Source organism: Allorhizobium borbori, from assembly GCF_014196535.1.
GTDB lineage: Bacteria > Pseudomonadota > Alphaproteobacteria > Rhizobiales > Rhizobiaceae > Ectorhizobium > Ectorhizobium borbori.
Genome location: NZ_JACIDU010000007.1, coordinates 208,347 through 228,870 on the forward strand (window position 1 = coordinate 208,347; position 20,524 = coordinate 228,870).

19 protein-coding genes and 1 tRNA gene are annotated in these 20,524 nt (G+C 60.2%); 13 read left to right on the forward strand and 7 right to left on the reverse strand.

Annotated elements, in window-relative coordinates:
• Window positions 1-21 precede the first annotated feature (21 nt).
• From serS to GGQ66_RS10765, 4 genes are all read left to right on the forward strand, one after another.
• Window positions 22-1,305, forward strand: coding sequence for a serine--tRNA ligase (gene serS, locus GGQ66_RS10750; protein ID WP_183792297.1), 1,284 nt, complete (start codon window positions 22-24; stop codon window positions 1,303-1,305).
• A 3-nt stretch (window positions 1,306-1,308) separates the two neighbouring features.
• The gene (surE, locus tag GGQ66_RS10755; protein WP_183792299.1) at window positions 1,309-2,082 is read left to right on the forward strand and encodes a 5'/3'-nucleotidase SurE; all 774 of its coding nucleotides are present in this window, start codon (window positions 1,309-1,311) and stop codon (window positions 2,080-2,082) included.
• Between the two features lie 8 nt (window positions 2,083-2,090).
• A complete protein-coding gene (locus GGQ66_RS10760) occupies window positions 2,091-2,732 on the forward strand; it encodes a protein-L-isoaspartate(D-aspartate) O-methyltransferase (RefSeq protein ID WP_370686330.1) in 642 nt (213 codons plus the stop codon).
• Window positions 2,733-2,879: 147 nt separating this feature from the next.
• Entirely contained in the window at window positions 2,880-4,520 is a 1,641-nt protein-coding gene (locus tag GGQ66_RS10765) for a peptidoglycan DD-metalloendopeptidase family protein (protein WP_183792303.1), read from the forward strand.
• A 72-nt stretch (window positions 4,521-4,592) separates the two neighbouring features.
• On the opposite strand, the gene GGQ66_RS10770 is transcribed toward GGQ66_RS10765, so the two are convergent.
• Window positions 4,593-5,465 carry an ATP-binding protein gene (locus tag GGQ66_RS10770; protein ID WP_183792305.1) on the reverse strand — a complete coding sequence of 291 codons (873 nt, stop codon included), beginning with the start codon at window positions 5,463-5,465 and terminating at the stop codon, window positions 4,593-4,595.
• Between the two features lie 267 nt (window positions 5,466-5,732).
• Between GGQ66_RS10770 and yajC the strand changes: the two genes are divergently transcribed.
• The 5 genes from yajC (at window position 5,733) to GGQ66_RS10795 (ending at window position 10,612) form a co-directional block, all read left to right on the forward strand.
• Window positions 5,733-6,083, forward strand: coding sequence for a preprotein translocase subunit YajC (gene yajC, locus GGQ66_RS10775; RefSeq protein ID WP_183792307.1), 351 nt, complete (start codon window positions 5,733-5,735; stop codon window positions 6,081-6,083).
• Between the two features lie 133 nt (window positions 6,084-6,216).
• Window positions 6,217-8,778 carry a protein translocase subunit SecDF gene (gene secDF / locus GGQ66_RS10780; protein WP_183792309.1) on the forward strand — a complete coding sequence of 854 codons (2,562 nt, stop codon included), beginning with the start codon at window positions 6,217-6,219 and terminating at the stop codon, window positions 8,776-8,778.
• Between the two features lie 16 nt (window positions 8,779-8,794).
• On the forward strand, window positions 8,795-9,172 hold the full coding sequence (locus tag GGQ66_RS10785) for an Mth938-like domain-containing protein (protein WP_183792311.1): 378 nt from the start codon (window positions 8,795-8,797) through the stop codon (window positions 9,170-9,172).
• 24 nt (window positions 9,173-9,196) lie between these two features.
• Window positions 9,197-10,060: a phytoene/squalene synthase family protein gene (locus GGQ66_RS10790; RefSeq protein WP_183792313.1), complete on the forward strand. Its 864-nt coding sequence runs from the start codon at window positions 9,197-9,199 to the stop codon at window positions 10,058-10,060.
• A 96-nt stretch (window positions 10,061-10,156) separates the two neighbouring features.
• Window positions 10,157-10,612, forward strand: a complete 456-nt coding sequence (locus GGQ66_RS10795; protein WP_183792315.1) for a hypothetical protein — start codon at window positions 10,157-10,159, stop codon at window positions 10,610-10,612.
• An 11-nt stretch (window positions 10,613-10,623) separates the two neighbouring features.
• On the opposite strand, the gene trmFO is transcribed toward GGQ66_RS10795, so the two are convergent.
• The 3 genes from trmFO to GGQ66_RS10810 all read right to left on the reverse strand — a co-directional run bounded on the left by trmFO (window position 10,624) and on the right by GGQ66_RS10810 (window position 12,746).
• Window positions 10,624-12,036 (reverse strand): methylenetetrahydrofolate--tRNA-(uracil(54)-C(5))-methyltransferase (FADH(2)-oxidizing) TrmFO, encoded by a 1,413-nt coding sequence (gene trmFO, locus GGQ66_RS10800; protein WP_183792317.1) that lies wholly within the window; start codon window positions 12,034-12,036, stop codon window positions 10,624-10,626.
• A 135-nt stretch (window positions 12,037-12,171) separates the two neighbouring features.
• Entirely contained in the window at window positions 12,172-12,315 is a 144-nt protein-coding gene (locus tag GGQ66_RS10805) for a DUF1127 domain-containing protein (protein WP_183792319.1), read from the reverse strand.
• A gap of 284 nt (window positions 12,316-12,599) precedes the next feature.
• Window positions 12,600-12,746 (reverse strand): DUF1127 domain-containing protein, encoded by a 147-nt coding sequence (locus GGQ66_RS10810; protein ID WP_183792321.1) that lies wholly within the window; start codon window positions 12,744-12,746, stop codon window positions 12,600-12,602.
• Window positions 12,747-13,664: 918 nt separating this feature from the next.
• On the opposite strand from GGQ66_RS10810, the gene GGQ66_RS10815 reads away from it, so the two are divergent.
• The 4 genes from GGQ66_RS10815 (at window position 13,665) to tig (ending at window position 17,218) form a co-directional block, all read left to right on the forward strand.
• Entirely contained in the window at window positions 13,665-14,759 is a 1,095-nt protein-coding gene (locus GGQ66_RS10815; protein WP_183792323.1) for a DUF2157 domain-containing protein, read from the forward strand.
• Window positions 14,759-15,340 (forward strand): GDYXXLXY domain-containing protein, encoded by a 582-nt coding sequence (locus GGQ66_RS10820; RefSeq protein ID WP_237358876.1) that lies wholly within the window; start codon window positions 14,759-14,761, stop codon window positions 15,338-15,340. The genes GGQ66_RS10815 and GGQ66_RS10820 overlap by 1 nt, the downstream gene beginning before the upstream one ends.
• A gap of 126 nt (window positions 15,341-15,466) precedes the next feature.
• Window positions 15,467-15,551, forward strand: a tRNA-Leu gene (locus tag GGQ66_RS10825).
• A gap of 179 nt (window positions 15,552-15,730) precedes the next feature.
• The gene (tig, locus tag GGQ66_RS10830; protein WP_183792325.1) at window positions 15,731-17,218 is read left to right on the forward strand and encodes a trigger factor; all 1,488 of its coding nucleotides are present in this window, start codon (window positions 15,731-15,733) and stop codon (window positions 17,216-17,218) included.
• An 86-nt stretch (window positions 17,219-17,304) separates the two neighbouring features.
• Here the strand turns inward: tig and sthA are convergent, their stop codons facing one another.
• The 3 genes from sthA to map all read right to left on the reverse strand — a co-directional run bounded on the left by sthA (window position 17,305) and on the right by map (window position 20,503).
• The gene (gene sthA / locus GGQ66_RS10835; protein ID WP_183792327.1) at window positions 17,305-18,717 is read right to left on the reverse strand and encodes a Si-specific NAD(P)(+) transhydrogenase; all 1,413 of its coding nucleotides are present in this window, start codon (window positions 18,715-18,717) and stop codon (window positions 17,305-17,307) included.
• A 114-nt stretch (window positions 18,718-18,831) separates the two neighbouring features.
• The gene (gene radC / locus GGQ66_RS10840; protein WP_183792329.1) at window positions 18,832-19,659 is read right to left on the reverse strand and encodes a RadC family protein; all 828 of its coding nucleotides are present in this window, start codon (window positions 19,657-19,659) and stop codon (window positions 18,832-18,834) included.
• A gap of 4 nt (window positions 19,660-19,663) precedes the next feature.
• Window positions 19,664-20,503, reverse strand: a complete 840-nt coding sequence (gene map / locus GGQ66_RS10845) for a type I methionyl aminopeptidase (protein WP_183792331.1) — start codon at window positions 20,501-20,503, stop codon at window positions 19,664-19,666.
• Window positions 20,504-20,524: the final 21 nt, after the last annotated feature.

Below are 20,524 nucleotides of genomic sequence, written 5' to 3' on the forward strand. Positions count from 1 at the left end.
CGAACCTGATTTGGAACGACCATGCTCGACATTAAATGGATTCGCGAAAACCCCGAAGCTCTGGATGCAGCGCTTGCCAAGCGCAGCGCCGCGCCGATTGCGGCCGAAGTCATTGCGCTCGATGAGAAGCGCCGTTCCGTCGTCCAGTCTCTTCAGGACATGCAGTCGCGTCGCAATGCCGCGTCCAAGGAGATCGGTGCGGCCATGGCGCAGAAAAACGCCGAACTGGCTGACAAGCTGAAGGCGGAAGTCGCGACCATCAAGGAAACCATGCCGCAGGCGGAAGAGGAAGAGCGCAACCTGACGGCGGCGCTCAACGATGCCCTGTCGCGCATTCCGAACATTCCCCACGACGACGTGCCCGTTGGCAAGGACGAGGCCGATAATGTGCTGAAGCACACGATTGGCCAGAAGCCCGGCTGGAATCATGCCGCACGCGAGCATTACGAGCTTGGTGAGGCGCTGGGCTACATGGATTTCGAACGCGCGGCCAAGCTTTCGGGGGCGCGCTTTACTGTGCTGACCGGGCCGCTTGCCCGGCTGGAGCGGGCCATCGGCCAGTTCATGATCGATCTGCACACCGGCGAGCATGGTTACACCGAAGTTTCCTCGCCGCTCATGGTGCGCGACGAGGCGATGTACGGCACGGGCCAGCTTCCAAAGTTTGCCGAAGACCTGTTCAAGACGACCGATGGCCGCTGGCTCATTCCGACGGCTGAGGTTACGCTGACCAATCTCGTCTCGGGTGAAATCCTCGCGGAAGAAAAGCTGCCGTTGCGCTTCACGGCTTTGACGCCGTCCTTCCGCTCGGAAGCCGGTTCGGCCGGGCGCGATACCCGCGGCATGCTGCGCCAGCACCAGTTCTGGAAGTGCGAACTCGTGTCGATTACCACCGCCGAGACCTCGCTGGAGGAGCATGAGCGGATGACGGCCTGCGCGGAGGAAGTACTCAAGCGTCTCGGCCTGCATTTCCGCACCATTACGCTGTGCACGGGCGATATGGGCTTTGGCGCCCGCAAGACCTACGACCTCGAGGTCTGGCTGCCGGGGCAAGACACCTATCGCGAAATCTCGTCCTGCTCGGTTTGCGGCGATTTCCAGGGCCGTCGCATGAATGCGCGTTACCGTGGCAAGGATGACAAGGCGACGAAGTTCGTGCATACGCTGAACGGTTCGGGCACGGCTGTCGGCCGCTGCCTGATCGCGGTGATGGAGAACTACCAAAACGAAGACGGCTCGATCACCATTCCCGACGTGCTGGTGCCCTATATGGGCGGCCTGACGCGCATCGAGAAGGCCGTTTGACCCATGCGTATCCTGCTGACCAACGATGACGGCATTCACGCGGAAGGGCTGGCGGTTCTGGAGCGGATCGCCCGCACGCTTTCCGATGATGTCTGGGTTGTGGCGCCGGAAACCGATCAGAGCGGCCTTGCGCATTCGCTGACGATTTCCGAGCCGCTCAGGTTGCGCAAGATCAGCGAGAAGCGCTTCGCCCTGCGCGGCACACCGACGGATTGCGTCATCATGGCGGTGCGCGAAATCCTGCCGGAAAAGCCGGATCTCGTGCTCTCCGGCGTCAATTCAGGCGGCAATCTGGCCGACGATGTGACCTATTCGGGTACGGTCGCCGGTGCCATCGAAGGTACGTTGCAGGGTGTCCGCTCCATCGCGCTGAGCCAGATCTACGAATATTCCAATGGCGGTCGTTACGTGCCGTGGGAAGTGGCCGAGACGCTGGCTCCGAAACTGCTGCGGCAGTTGATCGAGGTGGAGCTTGCACCCGGTACGTTCCTCAATGTGAATTTCCCGCGTTGCGCCCCCGCAGAGGTGCAGGGCGTTGCCGTCACGTCGCAGGGTAAGCTGGATTTCGGTCTCGATGTCGAGCAGCGTCAGGACGGGCGCGGCTTCCCCTATTACTGGCTTCGTTTCGGTGACCGGGGCAGCAGGTTCCGGGATGGCACCGATCTCAAGGCCATTCAGGACAACAAGATTTCCGTGACGCCGCTGAAGCTGGATATGACGGATCACGCCGCCCAGGACAGCGTGGCGCGGGCGCTTGGATTTGGAGCAGGCGATTGAAGTCGGGCATGGCGGAAAAGGAAGGCTTTGCCGCGCTGGTGCTTCGGCTCCGGTCGAATGGCGTGTCGAACCTCGACGTGCTGACCGCGGTTGAGCAGACACCGCGTTCGCAATTCGTACCGCCGCAGTTTTCCGCCGATGCCTATTCCTCCCGTACCATTCCGATTGATTGCGGGTCCTTCATGGAAGGCGCCGACCTTGCCGTCCGGCTTCTCGATGGGCTGCACATCAAGCCGGGGCACCGGGTTCTCGAAGTGGGAACGGGCAGCGGCTTCACGGCCGCGGTCATGGGCAGGCTTGCCGAACGGGTTATCACCATCGACCGTTACAAGACGCTCGTGGCGCAGGCTCAGGCCCGTATGGAGGCGCTTTCGTTGCGCAACGTCATCGTGCGTCAGGCGGACGGTGCTTCCGGATTGAGCGGCGAGGGGACCTTTGACCGCATTCTGGTGACTGCGGCGTTTTCGGCCGTACCGCGCTTTTATGCTGACCAGCTCGTGGCCGGTGGTTCCATCATCGCGCCGCTAATCATCGAGGGTGACCAATGCATGATGGTGCGGCTGACGAAGACCGGCAGCCGTTTCGAGCGCGAAGACCTGTTTGCCGCCCCCTATCTGCCGCTCGTGCCGCACATCGCCGCCTATCTCTAGGAAATCCCTACCTTTTCAGTGGCTTCTCCCGTTAATGGGTGATTCATAGTTAAAAAGATTTGGCCTTCCTCAAGCGCTTTAACGGCATGGTAATACTAACGCGCTTTAATCATACCCACATGAGTTTGCGTTAGTGCGGGTTGAGTCATGCGTAAGAGATCAGTGCCGAAATTTGCCAAGACTACCGTTCGCTTTGCGGGCGTGACGCTTCTGGCTGGCGCGGCTGCCGGCTGCAGTTCCGACGTATCCCGCTTTACGGGCGGCGGGCTTTTTGCCTCCAATCCCGATACCATCACGACGGCATCGATCCCCGCCCGTCATCAGGAGATCACCGGTCTGAACGGTGGTGTACCTATGCCGCGCGAAAATGTGGGCGGCGGCTACGTGGACAATACCGGTTATCCCGGCAACGGCTATCCGGTATCGAGTGCGGCTCCCGCCGGCAGCGTGGTGCGCTCGCCGTCGGCTTATCCGACTCAGTCTTCTGCCCGCGCCGTGTCGCGTCCCGTCGCAGTTGAACGCGCCTCCTTGACCCCGCCCTCCATTGGCCGTCCGGCTGATCCGGTCACGCGCAGTCAGGCCATGGCGCAGCCGTTCCCGGCGCAGTTGCCGGCGACCACGAAGGCTGATCCGATGTCGACCGGTACGGTGCGTTCGCGCCTTTCCGCAGGCTGGACGACCAACAATGCGCCATCGGTTACGTTGCGTCCGGGCGAAAGCGTCGCAACGCTTTCCAATCGTTACGGTGTGCCGGAAAAGGAAATCCTGGCAGCGAATGGTCTGTCTTCCGGTTCTGCCGCCCGGTCTGGCCAGACGATCCTGATCCCGACCTTCAGCGCCTCCGGCAACGCGGCACGCGCGGCCTCTACGGCTGGCAATCTTCCGTCTCAGGGCAACGCGCCGCAGCTTCCCGACGCACCGGGTCAGAAGGTTGCCGTCATTCCGACGGCTCCGCAGCTTCGTGATCGCTCGCAAGCCACGGCGACCTCCGCTACCGCCAAGGCGACGCCCGGTGAGGGCAAGCCGGTCAATGGTGGCTATGTCGTGAAGTCCGGCGATTCGCTTGCCAAGATCGCTCGTGAGACCAACACGTCTGTTGCCGATCTGAAGGCAGCAAACGGGATTACCAACGGGCAGATCCGCATCGGCCAGACTCTGAAGGTTCCGGGAGGCGCAGCGCAGTCTGCCGATGCCGTCAAGACCGCATCCATTCCGGCCAAACAGCCGGCTGTTCAGGCAACCGAAGCGTCGGTTCCGGCCGCGGCTGCGGCCAAGCCCCAGTCCACCGCCGCAAAGTCGCAGCAGCAGGCGAACGCTTCGCCATCGCCCTATCGTCCGCCGGTGGCAAACGACAGTGTCGAGGATGTCGAGAAGAAGTCCGACGTGACGGCGGCAGCACCTGCGCGCACGGGTATCGACAAGTATCGCTGGCCGGTCAACGGCGCGGTCGTGACCCGCTTTGGCGACAACGTTGCCGGCAAACGCTCGGATGGTATCGCTATTTCGGTTCCGGAAGGCACGCCGGTCAAGGCCGCGGAAAACGGCGTGGTGATCTATGCGGGCAATGGCCTCAAGGAGCTCGGCAACACGGTGCTGATCCGTCACGATGACGGCCGCGTCACGGTCTACGGCAATGCCTCGACCATCAATGTGCAGCGCGGCCAGAAGGTGCAGCGCGGCCAGACGATTGCCGCCTCCGGCATGACCGGCAGCGCGTCGCGGCCTCAGCTCCACTTCGAAGTGCGCAAGGATGCGACACCGGTCAACCCGGCGACCTTCCTCGAATAGTTTTCCCGAATTTGTATTGCGTTATCGGGAAAGGAAAGCCCGGCTGCGAAGCCGGGCTTTCTTGCGTCCGCATTATCTGCTTTCGAGCGATTTCCGCTCCTCACCCGCGGCATTCTGGATGAACTGCCAGGCGACGCGGCCTGAACGGCTGCCGCGTGTGGTGGCCCATTCCAGTGCCTGTGCATGCAGGGCCTCGCGTCCGGTCGTGAGGTCGAAATAAGCGGCGTAGGAATCGATCATCTGCAGATAGTCCTCCTGGCTGCACTTGTGGAAGCCGAGCCACAGGCCGAAACGATCCGACAGCGACACCTTTTCCTCGACCGCTTCCGACGGATTGATGGCGGTGGATTGCTCGTTTTCCATCATGTGGCGGGGCAGAAGGTGACGGCGGTTGGAGGTGGCGTAAAAGACGACGTTCTCCGGGCGCCCCTCGATGCCGCCGTCGAGTGCTGCCTTCAGCGACTTGTAGGAGGTATCGTCATGGTCGAAGGAGAGGTCGTCGCAGAACAGGATGATGCGGCACGGCGCGTCACGCAGCATGGGCAGGAGATCGGGCAGGGTATCGATATCCTCCCGGTGAACCTCGACCAGCTTCAGGGCAGCGCCGGTGGCGGACTGCACATCGGCATGGACGGACTTGACCAGCGATGACTTGCCCATGCCACGCGCGCCCCAGAGCAGCACATTGTTTGCGGCAAATCCCTCGGCAAAGCGCTGTGTGTTTTCTTTCAGGATATCGCGAACATGATCGACGCCGCGAATAAGCGACAGCGCGATGCGGTTGGGGCGGGTAACCGGTGTCAGTTCCAGTCGTGCCGGTGTCCATATGAAGCAGTCGGCTGTATCCCAATCCGTTTCGACAGGCTTCGGTCCGGAAAGCCGTTCGACCGCGTCCGCCAGACGGCGCACTTCTTCTATCAGAGCGTTGAGTTTCTTGCCGGCCATGGCATTTCCTCCGTTGTCGGTCTCCTTAGCGAGTGTTGTGATGGCGGGCCGAGGGGCAGGGGTCAAGGTCGCCTATGGCCCCAGGCGTTCGCTTCCTGCCGAACTCCAGCGCAAGTCCGTGGCTTTTGGCCACACAATGACGTAATAAGCCGCTGAAATGCGGGGGTGTGGTATGGGTTGCTGTTGCAATCATACCCTTCGCCATTATATTCCGGCGACTTGAAGCCGGGCGGTCTTTCGTTTGCGCGGCAATCCTAGGAGTTTTTGATGTTCATTACTGAAGCATTCGCACAGGACGCGGCTGGCGGTACGTCCGCGATGGGTTCCAGCCTTGAAATGCTGCTCCTGTTCGCGCCGCTGATGGTGGTGTGGTACTTCCTGCTTATCCGTCCGCAGCGGAACCAGATGAAGAAGCGCAACGAGACGCTCGCCAACATCCGTCGCGGCGATCAGGTGGTTCTCGGCAGTGGCGTCGTCGGCAAGGTGACCAAGGTCGTGGACGAGAAGGAGCTTGAAGTGGAAATCGCCGAGGGTGTTCGCGTTCGCGTCGTTCGCACCTTCGTCGCCGAAGTCCGCGTCAAGGGCGAACCGGTCAACACCGAAGCACCGACGAAGTAATGAAAGATGTGAAAACCCGCCGGCGTGCCGGGCGGGGGTGAAATTCGGCCCGGCGGCTGCATGAAGATGCGGTCGCCGGGCGCTTCCAATATGGCTTCGCATCGCGAAGCGAAAACCTGAATACGAGAGCTTCATGCTGTATTTCTCCCGCTGGAAGACCTTTATGATCTGGGCCGTGGTCGCGATTTCCGCGCTGATCGCCGTGCCCAACCTGTTCAGTGACAAGCAGCTTGAAGCATGGCCCTCCTGGCTTCCGCATCAGAAGGTCACGCTTGGCCTCGACCTTCAGGGCGGCTCCCATATCATGCTCAAGATCGAGCGGGCCGATATCGTCAAGGAGCGCCTTGAAACGGTGGTTGGTGACGTTCGTACCACGCTGCGCGACGCGAATGTGCGCTACAGCGGCCTTTCCGGCGCCGGTCAGACCGTTCAGGTCCGCATTACCGATACGGCGCAGCTTCAGGCGGCACGCGATGCCCTGAAGCCCCTGACCAATCCGGTGAACGGCGGTACGTTGATGGGCGGCTCCGTGACCGAAGTGAACATGAGCGATGACGGCTCCGGCCTCATCAAGCTGGAACTGACCGATCAGGGCATCCAGTACCGCATGTCGTCTGCCGTCGGTCAGTCCATCGAGGTCGTGCGTCGTCGCGTCGATGAATTGGGTACGACCGAACCGCTTATCCAGCGTCAGGGTTCTGATCGCATCATCGTACAGGTGCCGGGCCTTCAGGACCCGCAGCGCCTCAAGGCGCTCTTGAACCAGACGGCGAAGCTGACCTTCCGCATGGTTGACAGCACCATGTCGGCAACGGACGCCCTTAACACCCGTCCGCCTGCGACCTCGGAAATCCTTTATTCCACGGATGATCCGGCGGTTCCCTATCTCATCGAAAAGCGCGTGGTCGTATCCGGTGAGAATCTGGTCGATGCGCAGGCGAGCTTCAACCAGCAATCCAACGAACCGGTTGTTTCCTTCCGATTCGATTCACGCGGTGCGCAGAAGTTCGCCCAGGCCACGCAGCAGAATGTTGGCCGTCCGTTTGCCATCATTCTTGACAACCAGGTGATTTCCGCCCCGGTGATCCGGGAACCCATCGTTGGCGGCTCCGGTCAGATTTCAGGTAACTTTACTGTCGAAGGTGCCAACGATCTCGCTGTCCTGTTGCGTGCCGGTGCACTTCCCGCGACGCTGACGGTGGTCGAAGAGCGCACCGTCGGTCCCGGCGTTGGCGCCGATTCGATCCGCGATGGTTTGACGGCGAGCGTTATCGGCGCACTCGGCGTCGTGGTGTTCATGATCGGCTTCTATGGCCTGTTCGGCGTGCTGGCGAATATCGCACTTGCCGCCAACGTCATCATGATTCTCTCCGTCCTTACCCTGATTGGTTCAACACTAACGCTACCCGGTATCGCCGGTATCGTGCTCACCATGGGCATGGCGGTGGACTCCAACGTTCTTGTCTACGAACGTATCCGCGACGAGGTGAAATCCGGCAGACCGCTTGTGCAGGCCATCGACTCCGGCTTCCAGCGCGCATTCGCCACGATTATCGACGCCAATGTGACGACCCTGATCGCGGCCATGGTGCTGTTCTTCCTCGGCTCCGGCCCGGTACGTGGCTTTGCCGTCACGCTGTCCGTCGGCGTCATCACCACGGTTTTCACGGCCTTCACCATGACACGCTGGTTGATGGCCGTGTGGCTGCGCCGCACCCGTCAGAAGCACCTGCCGAAGGGCGTGCGAACCGGTATTTTCGATGCGCAGAACATCCGTTTCATGGCTATCCGCCGCTATGTGTTTGCCGCTGCTGCCATTGCCTGCATCATTGCGGTTGGTGGTTTTGTCACCAAGGGCCTCAATCTCGGCATCGACTTCAAGGGCGGCTCCATCGTTGAGGTGCAGGCCAAGCAGGGCAATGCCGATCTCAGCGAGATCCGCGAGAAGCTGGCCGAACTGAACATCGGCGAAATCCAGGCGCAGAGCTTTGGTGACAATACAACGGCGCTCATCCGCATCCAGGCCCAAGAGGGTGGGGAAAATGCGGAACAGTCGGCGATGACAATGGTGCGCGGCGAACTGGAACAGAATTATGATTTCCGCCGCATCGAAGTGGTCGGCCCCGCCGTTTCCGGTGAGTTGACAATGAATGCCACACTTGGCGTTCTGGCTTCTTTGGCAGCGATCCTCGTCTACATTTGGATTCGCTTCGAGTGGCAGTTCGCCGTGGGCGCCATTATCGCCACCATGCATGACGTGATCCTGACGCTTGGCCTCTTCGTGCTGACGGGGATCGAGTTCAATCTGACGAGTATCGCGGCGATCCTCACCGTCGTCGGTTATTCGCTCAACGATACCGTTGTCGTGTATGACCGAATGCGTGAAAATCTGCGGCGCTACAAGAAGATGCCGCTTCCGGTGCTGATCGATATTTCCATCAACCAGACCCTGTCACGAACGGTTCTGACCGGCATGACGACGCTTCTGGCGCTGCTTGCGCTCTATCTCTTCGGCGGTGAAGTGATTGCGTCCTTTACGGCGGCCATGCTGTTCGGCGTTCTCGTTGGCACGTTCTCGTCGATCTACATCGCCGGTCCGCTGCTCATCGCATTCCGCCTGCGTCCGGATATCTTCGACAAGGAGGGTGAGCAGACCGAGAAGGAAGGCGTGCCCTCCAAGGCGGCCAAGGCCTGATCGGGAGGCGTGGGTGATGGAACTCCGCAAAGCTCATTTTCCCGGAAGCGCGCCGATCGATGCCTATGGCAACGGCGGCTTCCGCTTTGCGGATATGTCACATCGTGGCTCGCTGCTCTTTTTGCCCTCCGGCATTCATGGGTGGGATGCGCGGGAAGATAGTCCGTTGACGGTCGATCTGTTCGCGCCGCTCCTCGATGAGGAACCGGGCAAGATCGAGGTTCTGCTGATTGGCACGGGTCGCGAAATGCGGTTTATCCCGCAGGACGTGCGTAGCGCCCTTCGTGAGAAGGGCATTGTCTGCGATCCGATGAATACCGGTGCGGCGGTGCGCACCTACAACATTCTGCTGGCGGAATCCCGTGCGGTTGCGGCCGCGCTGATTGCCATTTAAGTACCGCGCGGAGAGCCTGCGATCATGACTGAAGCCAGTGGCGGGATGCCGTCTATCGGCCAGATTTGCCTCGATACGCTGCGCGATACGGATCGTGACCGCTATCTTGCCTGTCTGCTGTCGCCCGAGGACAAGCGTGCCGATCTTGCCGCGCTCTATGCCTTCAATGCCGAACTTGCCCGTATCCGCGACCTCGTGCACGAACCTCTGCCGGGTGAGGTGCGGATGCAATGGTGGCACGACCTTTTGGAGGGCCGGTCTCACGGCTCCAGCGAAGCCAACCCGCTGGCTTCGGGACTTCTGGCGGCGGTCGCCCGCCATCGGTTGCCAGTGCCGACGCTGACGGCGCTGATCGAGACGCGCATCTTCGATCTTTATGACGACCCCATTGAAAACCGTGCCACGCTGGAAGCCTATGCAGGGCATACCGCTTCGACGCTCATCCAGCTTGCCAGCCTGATTCTCGACCCACAGGCCGCGCCATCAAGCGCCGACGTGGCAGGTCATGCTGGCGTTGCGCAGACCATTGCCGGTTTGCTTCTGCTGATGCCGCAGCATTGCCGGCGCGGTCAGCTTTACCTGCCGCTCGATATTCTCGCGGCAACCGGGCTTGATCGGGAGCAGTTTCTCGAGGGCAAGGACAAGGTGCGCATTTCAGCCGCCATTGAGGCTTTTGCCGGGCTCGGGCGTGAGCATCTGGCCAAGGCGCGGGCTGCCGGCCCTGTGGCGTCGAGCGTGTTTCCGGCTTTCCTCACCGTATCGCTGGCCGAACCTGTTCTTGAGCGCGCCATAAAAGTTGGCGCCGGGCTGTTCGATACTTCCTTGCAGCGTCCGCAATGGCGGCGGCAGATGCGTATGTCCTTTGCCGCCTTCAGGCAAAAGTTCTGATCTGCCGCGATATTCGCGCAAGCCTCGGCTGCTAAGGGAACGAATGACACCCTCAGGGGGTTATTCCAATCCTAAGACGTGGCTGGAGGAACAAACGTGGCAATCTTGAGCTGGGCGGTGGTCGCAGGTCTGATCATCCTTCTTGCGTTCATTTCCGCGCGTATGGCCAGGACGGATAGCAGCGAAAGACACGATATCGGCCTGGCAATTCTCGATTTCGGCCGGGCTTTTCCGAACGAAGCCATTCGCAGCCTGCATTTTACCGAGGACGGCGCTGCTGTCTTTGTGCGGCTGTTCGACAACAAGACCGGGTTCATGCGCAAGGTGAAGGGGCATTATGCCTGCCGGGTCGTCGAACCGGGCAAGGTGCGGGTACAGGCGCTCGATCATGGGCGAGGGCTCGCCGTCGATTTCACGGATGATCCGCCATATGGTGGCCAGTTCGAATTTGCTTCGAGCCGCGAGGCGGCTGAGGTTTCGCTCTGGCTTCTGGGTAATTATGTCCATCCGGTGGACCTTGCCGATCACGCCTTGCCCTTGCGGCAGGCGTGACCACGGATGGCTCACTGTCCGGTGAGCCAGTCCTTGCAGGCGGCCAGCGCGCGGCTGGCGATAAGCTGACGCTTGACGATGGCCTTGTCCTTGCCTCGAAAGCGTTTTACGCCCTCGGGCTTGACGATGGAGCCGGGTTCCAGTTCCGGAAAAAGACCGAAATTGATGTTCATGGGCTGGAATGAGCGCTTGCCGGGCTCTTCATCCGTGACCAGGTGGCCGCCGGTGATGTGGCCGAGCAGCGAACCGAGCGCCGTCGTTGCGGGCGGGAGCACGACCGGCTCGCCCTTACGCTCTGCAGCAGCAAAGCGGCCGGCAAGCAGACCGATGGATGCGCTTTCCACATAGCCTTCGCAACCGGTGATCTGGCCGGCGAACCTCAGGCCGGGCCGCGACTTCAGAGTGAGTGACGGATCGAGCAGCACCGGCGAATGGATGTAGGTGTTGCGGTGCAGGCCGCCGAGCCGGGCAAATTCCGCGTTCTGGAGGCCCGGAATCATCCGAAAGATTTCGGCCTGCGAGCCGTATTTCAACTTCGTCTGGAAGCCGACCATATTGTAGAGCGTGCCGAGAGCATTATCCTGCCGAAGCTGGACTACGGCATGGGCCTTGACCGAAGGGTTGTGGGCGTTGGTAAGCCCCATGGGCTTCATTGGGCCATGACGCAACGTTTCACGGCCGCGCGCGGCCATGATTTCGATCGGCAGGCAACCGTCGAAATAGGGTGTGCCTTCCCATTCATGGAAGCCGACCGTATCGCCGGCGATGAGCGCATCGATAAAGGCATTGTACTGAGCTTCGTCCAGCGGGCAGTTGATGTAATCCTTGCCCGTGCCGCCGGGGCCGACCTTGTCGTAACGCGACTGATACCAGCAGATGTCCATGTCGATGGAATCGCGGTGGACGATGGGTGCGATGGCGTCGAAAAAGGCGAGCGAGTCCTCACCCGTTTCCGCTTGAATGGCTGCGGCAAGATCCGGAGATGTGAGCGGACCCGTTGCGATGATTGCAAGATCCCAGTCGCGCGGCGGCAGGCCGGACACTTCCTCGCGCACTACGGTAATCAAAGGATGCTGGTGGAGCGCTTGCGTCACCGCATTGGAGAAGCCGTCACGGTCCACGGCCAGCGCACCGCCCGCAGGCACCTGGTTCTTGTCAGCGCAGGCCATGATGAGGGAGCCCGCAAGGCGCATTTCTGCGTGGATCACACCGACGGCGTTTGCCGTTGCATCATCGGAGCGGAACGAATTCGAGCACACCAGTTCGGCAAGTCCATCGGTGCGATGGGCCTCGGTAGGGCGCACGCCGCGCATTTCATGAAGAATGACGGGAACACCGGCGCTGGCGATCTGCCAGGCGGCCTCGCTGCCGGCCAGGCCGCCGCCGATGACGTGAATGGGTGAAAAAGAGCTAACGTTCGTCATAGCGGTTCCTTAGCGCAAAGCTGGGATGAAGGGAACCGGCGCTTGATCGAATGGCGACCCATAAACGCGAAAGGCGGCGCCTCCCGAAAGAGGCGCCGCCCTGAAAATCATCGCCGCTTTGAAAAGCGCGACTGATTAGCGGTAGCTGCGAGCTGCGACGTTGCGGATGTCGTAGCGGGTCAGGCCGATGTCGTTCAGCGACTGGTTCGAAAGGCCGCCAAGTTCGTTCATCGTGCGACGGTAAGCGAGCCACTTCTTGGCGATACGGATCGGGTTCATGGGTGTTTCCTCGTACTTCTTTTGAATTCGTGCCCGGTCGTTGTTGACCGGTGGATTGACCGCTTTATAGGCTCGTCCAACGAGGATGTGGAGTGCAAATAATATGCTACTGCCATGCATTTGTGCAGCATATCGCATAACGTGTGGGCAATGGTTGAAATTTAGGCTAAAAATCCAAGGCGCCCGAAACAGATGGCGCGAAAATTATCAATCTTTCATGACATGAAAAAGCGCGACTGAGAAGCCGCGCTTTTGTATTTTTTAACGATGATGTCGCTGGCCGTTCAGGCGGCTGCGGCCTGACGGGCGATGCGGTTGATTTCCGAGCGACCGATGCCGAGGTCCGAGAGCTGACGGTCAGTCATGCCCTGCAGTTCAGTAACGGTGCGGCGGTAAGTGCGCCAGTAACGAAGCTTGGTCGTGATGCTCATTGTCTCTGTCCTTCTCTTGCGTGCTGCCGCGCTCATCGCGGCTATGGAGGCATCCTGCGCTGCACCAGAGCCGCAGTCTTGGGAGGGGTCTGCGGCAAGGAGACTGGTTGGGGACGCCTCAATCTCTATGAGGACTAATATACACCTTTCGTCGAACTCAGTTAGATGGATCGCAGTATGGCACCTATGCGAACAGCGCATGTGTGGATCTGATCTGGTGATAAACTGGTTATGAAATGGGCAGAAAGGAGGCGGACTTTTCCAGCCTGGGATGTGTGCCCGTGTTCAACGCACCGATAGGCGTGGAATGTTATTGAATATGTAGCATTGGCGCGGCGCCGTGTTAAGCCGTTGGAAATGCGTCAATTCGCCCCGAGGGGGCGAACGTCCACGGATAGTGCTGTCGTGTAGCCGGTCTGGCCTGATCTGCACGGTAACGAGGTCAGGCGTCGCGCAAGGGCGGCGGCGGGTTGATATGCCGTCGAAAGAAAGGCTCGTTAAGGATTGATAAATAAAAAATAACGCCCACCGGGGGAGGAGATCCGGTGGGCGTCATTTTTAAGGGCTGGAGGCTTGGGAGGAGGAGAAGCCAATCCAGCTAGATCGAGGCTGCGCAGGGAGGAGGAGAGCGCTTCCTCGAAATTCTTTTTGCCGCAATGCAGCAGTCAATTCATAACAGAACCAGCAACTTGCCGATAATCCGATGCTGCGTTTTTGCTTCGACTTTTCGGTCCGCTTCAACACCTTTGCATGGTGTCAAAATAAGTGATGTCTTGGTGAAAAAACAGTGCAATCTCCGCATGGAAGGCATGCGTTAAGCGCATGGTTCCGGGGTGTCGAACGCCAGAGGGCACGCGTCCGTTGAGTTCACACAAGTCGCGTGCAATAAAGCGCCCAGGTGTTGCCGGAGTGACGGGCATGTATGTTCGTAAGGTGAAGCGGGATATTGCCCGCTGGGTTGAACTGGGTCTTTTGCCGGCGATGACGGCGGAAGCGCTGGTTCGAGATATCGACAGCCGCGGCAGCCGGCTCGGCATCGCGCAAATTCTTCTTATCCTTGCGGCCATTTTTCTGTCTGCCGCACTTCTGTTGCTGGTTTCCGCCAATTGGGAAGCGGTGCCACGCATCGTGCGGCTCTGTGTGGTTCTGGCGTTGATCTGGCTTTGCCACCTTGGTGGCGCATTGCTGTTCAGGGCGGGCAGGGATACGTTGGGCGCTGCGGCCCTTTTGCTCGGCACGGCCGCATTCGGCGGCGGGTTGGCGCTGGTCGGGCAAATGTATCACATTTCCGGTGATGCGGTTTCGATGTTCGCCGTCTGGTTTCTGGCTGCGGCATTGACCAGCGTTCTGTTCCGCTCTGGTGCCGTTGCTGTCGCAGCGGGCCTGCTCACCTTCGTGTTGTGCTGGTCCATTGTCGATACGACCGATGGCGCGATTTCCGGGCTGACCTTGTTCACGCCTGTGGTTCTGGCCGTGGTGATGGCTGGACTTTCTGCCTGGAGCGGGCAGGAAAAGGCGGCGCACTTCTCTTTCCTGCTTCTCCTCGGTTGGGCTGTCTGGCTCTACAGCCAATATGAAACACCGCACACGGCGACCGGCTTTGTGGTGATCGGATTTGTTCTGTTTGTAGCGCTTGCGTTCAGCCGTTCCCCCTTTGCCCGCTACGGTGAGATGATGGCCGGCGCTGCCCCGTTCTATGCGCTGCTTCTGTGCGCGATTGGCCTGTTGATCCTGCACATCGAGGTGCACGATGGCGGGCTGGTTCTCGTCGCAGTGATCGGGCTTGCCCTGTCTGTGGCAGCCCTTGCCCTTGGTGGGCGCGATCATGGCGGCGTCCGCTGGCTCTGCTACGGAATGATTGCCGCCATCATCTTCTACCTGTGGGCGGAGACGATCGGCAGCATTCTTGGCACATCCGGCTTCTTTCTGGTTGCCGCTCTCGTCGCCGGCGGCCTGGCGCTTGCCGTGGTGCGGGTCGAGAAGTTTCTGGCCAAAAAAGGGAGGGATGCGTGATGACCGGGCGAATGCTTTCGACGCGCTTCCTCATTCCCGCGGCCCTGATCGTTGCCGTACTGCAAAGCGCGATCCTTCTTTATGTCGTCGTGAGCCGTGCAGCGGTCCTCCGCGACGGTGCGGAGGTGCGGCTCGAAACGGCGCCCGTCGATCCACGCGATTTCCTGCGTGGCGATTATGTCATTCTCAACTACAAGATCGGCGAGGTGTTGCCGGAGGCTGTGACCGGCGCGTGGCCGACGGACAGCGCGCGTCACACGATCCATGTGCGGCTGGAGCCCGGGGCCGATGGCTTCTGGACCGTGCGTGAGGCGTCCTTCATGCCGCTTGCCGAAAAGCCCGGTTCCGTCATCGTCGAGGGAATCACCGATCGCTTTTCGACGCAGGGATCAGGGCGCGCCATTTCGGTGACCTACGGGATCGAGCGTTATTATGTGCCGGAGGGCGAGGGCAAGGCTATCGAGGCTGCCCGCAACGATGGCCGCATCAGCATAGCGGCGCGGGTGTCGAAAAGCGGAATTATCCATATCCGGGCGCTGCTTGAGAATGGCCAACCACTTTATGAGGAGCCGCTTTACTGATGCGGCCGGGCCTCACCCGTGCGTTGTCGTAAAAGCCTCATTTTTCCTTTGCGCCAGTGGAAACGGATGATATAGAGACGCGCGCTCCGGAAGGGCCTTGCGTTCCATGGATGCTGCTTTGCGGGCGCGGGTATGGTGAAATTGGTAGACACGCCAGATTTAGGTTCTGGTGCCGCAAGGCGTGGGAGTTCAAGTCTCTCTACCCGCACCAGAAGCGAAACGTGTGATGGAGGAGGGCTCTCGCCCTCTCCGGAACTCAGGTCCGAGCGCCATTCTGCAACGCAGGATGTCTTGAATTCTGAAAGCCGCGTGCGGAGGCAAATCCGGCGTCGTGCTCTGTGAAACGAACGGGTGTCCGGGCACGGCCGCCACGAGATGAAGGTTAGAAACATGCAGGTTATCGAAACGCTCGCTGAAGGGCTGAAGCGCGAAATCAAGGTTGTCGTTCCGGTTGCGGAACTCGAAGCCCGCCTGAGCGAGCGCCTTGTCGAAGTCAAGGACAAGGTTCGTATCAACGGCTTCCGTCCGGGCAAGGTACCGCCGGCTCACCTCAAGAAGGTCTATGGCAAGTCCATCGTTGCCGATCTGGTCAATGAACTGATCCGCAACAAGCCGACCGAAATCCTGGCCGAGCGTGGCGAAAAGTCCGCTACCCAGCCGGAAATCGTCATGACCGAGGACAAGGACGAAGCCGAGCGTATTCTCGCTGCCGAAGCCGATCTCGAATTCTCCTTCACCTACGAAGTCATCCCGACGTTCGAAGTCGTTCCGGTCGATGGCATCAAGGTCGTTCGCGAAGTCGTCGAAATTCCGGAATCGGAAGTTGAAGCGCAGGTTCTGCAGATCGCTGAAAGCGCCCGTTCCTTCGAAACCAAGGACGGTGCTGCTGAAAACGGTGACCGCGTGACCATGAACTACCTCGGCAAGGTCGATGGCGTTGCCTTCGATGGCGGCGCTGCCGAAGATGCCGAACTCGTTCTCGGCTCGGGCCGCTTCATTCCGGGCTTCGAAGATCAGCTCGTCGGCCTCAAGGCTGGCGATGAAAAGGTCATCACCGTGACTTTCCCGGCCGAGTACCCGGCTGCCGAACTGGCCGGCAAGGAAGCCACCTTCGACATCACCGTCAAGGAAGTCGCTGCTGCCGCTGAACTCGAAATCAACGACGATCTCGCCAAGAAGCTCGGCCTCGAATCCGCCGAACGCCTGCGCCAGATCGTTCGCGAACAGATCGAAAGCCAGTTCGGCCAGGTCACCCGCCAGAAGGTCAAGCGTCAGATCCTCGACCAGCTCGACGAACTCTACACGTTCGAAGTGCCGCAGGGCCTCGTTGCCGCTGAGTTCGACAACATCTGGCGTCAGGTGAACACCGATCTCGCACAGTCCGGCAAGACCTTTGCTGACGAAGACACGACCGAAGAAGAAGCTCGCGCCGAGTATACGAAGCTTGCCGAGCGTCGCGTTCGCCTTGGCCTCGTTCTCTCGGAAATCGGCACCCAGGGTGGCGTCGACGTGACCGAAGAAGAAATGCAGCGCGCTCTTTACGAGCAGCTTCGCCAGTTCCCGGGCCAGCAGAAGGAAATCCTCGACTACTTCCGCAACACCCCCGGCGCTTCCGCTTCGCTGCGCGCTCCGATCTTCGAAGAGAAGGTCATCGACAAGCTGCTCGCCGAAATCGCCGTCACCGACAAGGTCGTGACGAAGGAAGAGCTGCTCGCTGAAGACGGCGAGGAAGAAGGCGAAAAGACCGAAGAGAAGAAGAAGGCCGCTCCGAAGAAGAAGGCTGCCAAGGCAGAAGCTGCTGCCGAAGGCGAAGAAGCCGCTGCTCCGAAGAAGAAGGCTGCTCCGAAGAAGAAGGCTGCCGAAGACGCCGCTGAATAAGCCATCTCCGGATTGCGCATAAAAGAACCCGCCGCGAGTCGATCGCGGCGGGTTTTTCATTTCCGCTTTTTGAAAGTGAAGAACGATCAGTCCTTTTTCACTTTCTGCAATTCGCCCATGCGGTTCCAGGCGTCGAGGCCGGCGATCTTGTAGGCTTCTGCGAGCGTTGGATAGTTGAAGGTGTTCTCGACGAAATATTCGACGGTGCCCTTCAGGTTCAGGACGGCCTGACCGATGTGGATGAGTTCGGTCGCGCCTTCGCCAACAATGTGGATGCCGAGCAGGCGACGCGTCTTCAGTGAGAAGATCATCTTCAGCATGCCGCTTTCCAGCCCCATGATGTGGCCGCGCGAGGTCTCGCGGAAATGGGCAATGCCGCATTCATACGGAATGCCGCGCTGGATGACCTCTTCTTCCGTCAACCCGCAGGTGGAGATTTCCGGCACGGCATAGATGCCGTAAGGGAAGAACTGCGGTGGGTCGTTGGCGGGCGCGCCCACGGCGTGACGGGCGGCGATACGGCCCTGTTCCATCGACGTGGAGGCAAGGCTCGGAAAGCCGACGACATCGCCGGCGGCGTAGATGTTTGGAACATCCGACTGGAAGGTTTCCGGGTTCACCTTGATGCGGCCGCGATTGTCGGCTTCGAGGCCGGCGGCGGGCAGGTTGAGCGTGTCCGTTGCACCGACGCGGCCGGCCGCAAACAGCACCATTTCCGAAAGGACGATACGACCGTTCTTCAGCACGATGCGACACTTGCCGCTTTCATCACGCGAAACGCTGTCGATGCCCTGACCGAAGATCAGCTTCATGTTGCGGTCGCGGAGCTGATAGGTGAAGTCCTCGACGATTTCCTTGTCGATGAATTCGAGCATCGTTTCGCGTGTCTCTATGACGGTGACCTGCGTGTCGAGCGTCGAGAAGATCGTCGCATATTCGATGCCGATGACGCCGGCGCCGATCACGGTGAGCGAACGCGGCAGGGACTTGATCTCAAGAACCTCGTCACTGTCGATGATGGCTTCGCCATCGAAGGGAATATGGCTCGGTCGATAGGGGCGGGTGCCGACGGCCAGGAGGATGGATGTGCCATGCACGCGCAATACCTCACCGTCGGTCTTGGCGACTTCCAGTGTGTTCGCATCGATGAAAACGGCATTGCCATGCATTTCGCTGACGCGGTTTCGTGCGAACTGATGTTCCAGAACTTCGACCTCGTGGTCGAGTGTTATGAGCATGCGCCGCTGAAGGTCTGCGGCGCTGATATTCTGCTTCACGCGGTAGGAGCGGCCATAAAAGCCGCGCTCGCGCCAGCCCGTGAGGTTCAGCGCGGTTTCGCGCAGGGTCTTGGAGGGAATGGTTCCGGTGTGCACCGAAACGCCGCCGACCCGGCGGCCTCTTTCGATAACCAGAACCGATTTTCCGAGTTTGGCAGCCTGCACGGCTGCACGTCGTCCGGCCGGCCCGCTGCCAATTACGATGAGATCATAGGAATTCATATATGCGCCCCGAATGATATGAATTTGCCTGCGGTCTTCATGCCGCGTGATTGCAGACTAGCAGGCGATTCTCACTGATTTCGTAACGCGTCAGTATTTCGCTAATGCGAAAGCTCAAATGAGACGCAATCCCTTGAAGCTGACATGGCCATCCTTGCCGATGATGATGTGGTCATGCACCGTAATGCCAAGCGGCTTGGCCGTCGAAATGATCGTGTGGGTCATGTCGATATCGGCGCGGGAAGGGGTCGGATCGCCCGAGGGATGGTTGTGGACAAGGATGATGGCGGTGGCCGAAAGCTCCAGCGCCCGGCGCACGACTTCGCGCGGATAGACCGGCGTGTGATCGACGGTGCCCAGGCCCTGTACTTCATCGGCAATCAGCGTGTTGCGCTTGTCGAGAAAGAGAATGCGGAACTGCTCGCGCGGTTCGTGCGCCATGGCGCTGTGGCAATAGTCGATAACCGAAGACCAGGAGCCCAGCACCTGCTTTCCGGTAATTTCGCTTTTCAGCATGCGGCGGGACAGCGCCGCCACCAGCTTGAGATCGAGGGCCACGGCCTCGCCGATGCCATCCACTTCCTGAAGCAGCGGCGCCGGCGCGCCAAGCACGCCGCCCAGCGTCTTGAACCGGTCGAGCAACGCCTTAGCCACCGGCTTGGTGTCTCGGCGGGGAATGAGACGGAAGAGCAGGAGTTCCAGCAATTCGTAATCGGCCAGCGCCGCATCGCCGCCTTCGCGGAAGCGGTTACGCAGCCGTTCCCGATGACCATGATAATGGGCCTGCTTATCTTTCTCCGCGGATTTGACGGTGACGGGACCAGCCTCGTTCAGCGCGAAAAAGCTTCGCTCGTCAGCTTCCCCCGAAGGCAGGGGAAACAGGTCTTTATCTCCGAAAGCGCCTTGCTGTTCATTGTCAGGCTTGCCGGAGCGCTTCTTCATGCCGTCAGGCCTTTCTGTCCGGCGAAATGCCCGGGCAGAAGAGGCCCTTGGGCGACAGGGTGAAGATTTCGCAGCCTGTGGCTGTCACGCCAACGCAATGTTCGTATTGGGCGGTCAGCGAGCGGTCGCGGGTCACGGCGGTCCAGCCATCGGCCAGAACCTTCACATGCGGCTTGCCGATGTTGATCATGGGCTCGATGGTGAAGATCATGCCCTCGCGGATTTCCGGACCTTCGTCGGCCCGGCCGTAATGCAGGATGTTCGGGGTGTCATGGAACAGTGTGCCGACGCCGTGGCCGCAGAAGTCGCGAACCACGGAACAACGCTCGGCTTCGGCATAGGTCTGGATAGCCTGACCGATGGCGCCGGTCCGGGCGCCGGGGCGGACGGCGGCGATCCCGCGCATCAGGCATTCGTGGGTCACTTCCAGCAGGCGCTCGGCGGCGCGCTTGATCTGACCGACTGGATACATGCGGCTCGAATCACCGTGATAGCCGTTCAGCCAGTAGGTGACGTCGATGTTGACGATATCGCCCTCGCGCAGCGGCTTGTCGTCAGGAATGCCGTGGCAGACGACGTGGTTGATCGAGGTGCAGACCGATTTGGTGTAGCCGCGATAGTTCAGCGTGGCGGGAAGCGCGCCGTGATCCATGCCGAACTGCAGCACGAAGCGATCGATAGCATCCGTTGTCACGCCCGGCTTGACGATGTCGACCAGCGCATCGAGGCACTCCGCCGTCAGACGGCAGGCCTTGCGCATGCCTTCGAAATCGTCTGCGCCGTAGAGGCGAATGGCGCCGGTATTCTTCATCGGCGCGCTTGCCGCTTCAATGTAATTCACCATGGTCGTCTGCTTTCATGTCGG

Bases quoted from the DNA above. Each gene is read 5' to 3' on its own strand.
- map (WP_183792331.1), bottom strand. From the start codon at position 20,503: ATGGTGAATTACATTGAAGCGGCAAGCGCGCCGATGAAGAATACCGGC.
- GGQ66_RS10815 (WP_183792323.1), top strand. From the start codon at position 13,665: ATGTATGTTCGTAAGGTGAAGCGGGATATTGCCCGCTGGGTTGAACTG.
- serS (WP_183792297.1), top strand. From the start codon at position 22: ATGCTCGACATTAAATGGATTCGCGAAAACCCCGAAGCTCTGGATGCA.
- secDF (WP_183792309.1), top strand. From the start codon at position 6,217: ATGCTGTATTTCTCCCGCTGGAAGACCTTTATGATCTGGGCCGTGGTC.
- GGQ66_RS10785 (WP_183792311.1), top strand. From the start codon at position 8,795: ATGGAACTCCGCAAAGCTCATTTTCCCGGAAGCGCGCCGATCGATGCC.
- GGQ66_RS10790 (WP_183792313.1), top strand. From the start codon at position 9,197: ATGACTGAAGCCAGTGGCGGGATGCCGTCTATCGGCCAGATTTGCCTC.
- GGQ66_RS10770 (WP_183792305.1), bottom strand. From the start codon at position 5,465: ATGGCCGGCAAGAAACTCAACGCTCTGATAGAAGAAGTGCGCCGTCTG.
- trmFO (WP_183792317.1), bottom strand. From the start codon at position 12,036: ATGACGAACGTTAGCTCTTTTTCACCCATTCACGTCATCGGCGGCGGC.
- surE (WP_183792299.1), top strand. From the start codon at position 1,309: ATGCGTATCCTGCTGACCAACGATGACGGCATTCACGCGGAAGGGCTG.
- GGQ66_RS10810 (WP_183792321.1), bottom strand. From the start codon at position 12,746: ATGAGCATCACGACCAAGCTTCGTTACTGGCGCACTTACCGCCGCACC.
- GGQ66_RS10805 (WP_183792319.1), bottom strand. From the start codon at position 12,315: ATGAACCCGATCCGTATCGCCAAGAAGTGGCTCGCTTACCGTCGCACG.
- tig (WP_183792325.1), top strand. From the start codon at position 15,731: ATGCAGGTTATCGAAACGCTCGCTGAAGGGCTGAAGCGCGAAATCAAG.
- GGQ66_RS10765 (WP_183792303.1), top strand. From the start codon at position 2,880: ATGCGTAAGAGATCAGTGCCGAAATTTGCCAAGACTACCGTTCGCTTT.
- radC (WP_183792329.1), bottom strand. From the start codon at position 19,659: ATGAAGAAGCGCTCCGGCAAGCCTGACAATGAACAGCAAGGCGCTTTC.
- GGQ66_RS10760 (WP_370686330.1), top strand. From the start codon at position 2,091: ATGGCGGAAAAGGAAGGCTTTGCCGCGCTGGTGCTTCGGCTCCGGTCG.
- GGQ66_RS10820 (WP_237358876.1), top strand. From the start codon at position 14,759: ATGACCGGGCGAATGCTTTCGACGCGCTTCCTCATTCCCGCGGCCCTG.
- yajC (WP_183792307.1), top strand. From the start codon at position 5,733: ATGTTCATTACTGAAGCATTCGCACAGGACGCGGCTGGCGGTACGTCC.
- sthA (WP_183792327.1), bottom strand. From the start codon at position 18,717: ATGAATTCCTATGATCTCATCGTAATTGGCAGCGGGCCGGCCGGACGA.